Origin of the sequence: Enterobacter sp. EC_50 (genome assembly GCF_019584525.1) — a bacterium.
GTDB classification, from domain to species: domain Bacteria; phylum Pseudomonadota; class Gammaproteobacteria; order Enterobacterales; family Enterobacteriaceae; genus Enterobacter; species Enterobacter roggenkampii.
Genome location: NZ_VDAF01000061.1, coordinates 1 through 2,147 on the forward strand (window position 1 = coordinate 1; position 2,147 = coordinate 2,147).

A 2,147-nucleotide genomic window follows, 5' to 3' on the forward strand; every position below is an offset into this window, starting at 1 on the left:
CTTAGTGCTGAATTCACTATCGGCGAAGGTGAGTTGATGGCTCATGATGTCCCTCTGGGATGCGCTCCGGATGAATATGATGATCTCATATCAGGAACTTGTTCGCACCTTCCCTGGTAGAATTTATAGTTCGTTCCGTCAAAAGGAACCTCACCGACAAAGCTGCCTTCCCACGGCACATCAATTTTACCGGCACTATCAGGAGACCATCGGTCGCCCAATGCGACAGGCTGGTCTTTGATCTGCACAGAAAAATCCCGTTTTGTCAGAACGGGAGGCATCACCTGAGCCAAAACCACATTGCTGCCGAGACAGGTAAACATCAGGGCAGAAAAAAGAAATGTCGGCGTGTGTTTTTTCACGTTAATCGTCATTTAATGAATGTGTATTGCTATTATCATCCAGAAGAAACCGCCAGGACATGAGTGCAGTATTTCTTAGTCTGCGCTAATGACGACTGAACCCAGACAGTGAGGATTTTTCACGGTGAAACTGAAGCTCACCTTTTGTCCATTCATATCTTTTCGGGCTGTATAGCTGGTCACTTCGTCCTCCGAACGGCCGCGCGGATAATCAGTTAACCTCAACTGCGGATAGCGCTTTTTAACGGTATCAAGCGTTATGCATTGACCTGAGGAGGGTGAAAAATTCAGTAAAGGCGCCATGCCGTCGTTATCTTTGCTTAAACGTAACTCAATTGCGGTTATGTTCGTCCCATCAGCGAGTTTGATATCGTCGGCATTGTAGAAATTGATATATTCATTTTGCCTGGTCATCTTAAACGATAACGGCGCATTACTAAGGGTTGTAACGGATAACGTCTTAAGCGATGCGCTCATCCCGGAAATGAACATCCAAAGATCCTTTTTCTGAGCGTCTCCTTCAGCCATTCCCGTCGTTAATAATGCGATAAGTACCGCACCGGCCTTACTCATCTTTTGGCGTAAATTTCGCCTGCACCGCCGCATCAATATCCCCTTTATGCCCCGATCCCGGCGCCGTCGTGCCCGGCTTGGTTCCCGACGTGTTCAGATGCAGCTTACCGCCCGTAGTGATATACCCATCCCCCTCGACAAAGAAGTTAAACTCTTTGCCGATCAGGTTAATCTTGCCGTTAGCATTCAGCTCAATGGCACTCTCACCGGAGACCAGCCGCAGCTTCGTCCCGGAAGCAATGACGTACTGCTCCACCGCCGCATCCAGCTTGCCTTTCCCCGTCAGGATCTCGGTGCCACCTTTCACAGCCTGGGTCTGATTCGCTTCCACGCGATGCAGTTCATTTTTCTTCACGTAATGGCTGCGCGCTCCGCCGACGCTGTGCGTTTCATCATTTTTAACGCTGGTGTCCATGTTACGCTCGGCCTGGATCCATACCTGCTCTGCGCCAGCCTTGTCCTCAAACCGCAGGGCGTTGGCATTGTCCACGGAACCGTCTTTTGTGCGGCTCATAAAGCCCATCTGCGTCGCCGCAGCCGGCAGCGCCCACGGCGGCATGCTCGCGTCGTTGTACACGCGCCCGGTAATGATCGGACGGTCCGGGTCGCCGTTGATAAAGTCCACCACCACCTCATCGCCCACGCGCGGGATCTGCACCCCGCCGTAGCCCTGGCCCGCCCACGCGCTCGACACGCGCACCCAGCAGGAGCTGGTGTCATCGCCTTTCGCCAGACGGTCCCAGTGGAACTTCACCTTCACCCGGCCGTATTTGTCCGTCCAGATACTCTCGCCCTTCGGCCCCACCACTTTCGCCGTCTGCGGGCCGTAGGTGCGCGGCCACGCCGTGCTCTGCGCCGGACGGTAGGCCACCGACGCAGGAATGACCGTGAAATCGGTCCGGTGAATAGTTTCACCCTCGCCGCTGGCGTAGCGGTTCTCTTCGAGGTGGTAACCCGCCGCCGTGACCAGATACTCACCGTTGTCGCTGAAGAACGGCGCGTTGGTTAACGTGAAGGTGTGCCCGGGCGCAATCCCCGCCGCCGTGGCGGTGGCCTGAATCTGCTGATGCTCAACCTGCCAGCGCTCCTGACGGATACGGGCATAGAACTCCCCGTGCCCTTTGTCCACAAAGCGCCCCGGCCAGTCGTACACGTCGATGCTGCCCGGCTTCGGCGACGCCGGGTTCTGCTGGGCCTGGAACAGCCACGCGT

Annotated in this window: 3 protein-coding genes; all 3 read right to left on the minus strand. The window is 55.2% G+C overall.

From position 1 onward, the window contains the following. Window positions 1–41 precede the first annotated feature (41 nt). Window positions 42–362, minus strand: a complete 321-nt coding sequence (locus FHC48_RS22910; protein WP_227028273.1) for a hypothetical protein — start codon at window positions 360–362, stop codon at window positions 42–44. Between the two features lie 75 nt (window positions 363–437). Beyond that, entirely contained in the window at window positions 438–935 is a 498-nt protein-coding gene (locus FHC48_RS22915; protein WP_072253819.1) for a hypothetical protein, read from the minus strand. After that, window positions 928–2,147, minus strand: a 1,220-nt coding sequence (locus FHC48_RS22920) for a type VI secretion system Vgr family protein (RefSeq protein WP_220420621.1), incomplete at its 5' end; no start/stop codon positions are given. The genes FHC48_RS22915 and FHC48_RS22920, both read right to left, overlap by 8 nt.